The sequence below is a fragment of the Vibrio sp. 970 genome, from assembly GCF_033339075.1.
The window spans coordinates 1-574 of the sequence record NZ_JAWOTW010000615.1 but is presented as its reverse complement, the minus strand read 5'-3'; the positions used below and the strand labels follow the sequence as shown (position 1 = coordinate 574).

The window sequence follows — 574 nt, the reverse complement described above, 5'->3', positions numbered from 1 at the left end:
GCGGGTCAAGACCTCGCAAACCCTGCGCGCAAATTCTCTCGCTTAGGTGTACAAGCTGATCACATCAAACCTGAAGTATTTGAAGGTATTGATGGCGTGATGTTCCATATGAATTGTGAAAACAAAGATGGGGAGGCGTTTATCGGCCTATTAGATGCGATTTCAGAGCAGTTTGGCGAATACCTAAACAAGCTGGATTGGGTGAGCATGGGCGGCGGTGTATTCTTCACGTGGCCGGGTTACGATATTGAGAAGCTAGGTCTAGCGCTAAAAGCATTCTCTGAGAAGCACGGCGTGCAAATGTACCTAGAGCCGGGTGAAGCCATCATCACTAAGACGACAGACTTAGTGGTTACTGTGGTCGATATCGTTGAGAACGTGAAGACGACAGCAATTGTCGACTCTGCAACTGAAGCACACCGTCTTGATACGCTGATTTACAATGACCCACCTCCCATTCTAGAGGCATCTGACAACGGCGAGCACGAGTACGTGATTGGTTCGTGTTCATGTCTTGCCGGTGATCAGTTCTGTGTGGCGAATTTTGATCAGCCACTAGAGATTTGTCAACGGC

The 574-nt window shown here is 48.6% G+C and carries 1 pseudogene; it reads left to right on the top strand.

Annotated elements, in window-relative coordinates:
• Window positions 1-574, top strand: a pseudogene (locus R7Q11_RS28195) (carboxynorspermidine decarboxylase); the annotation flags it as partial.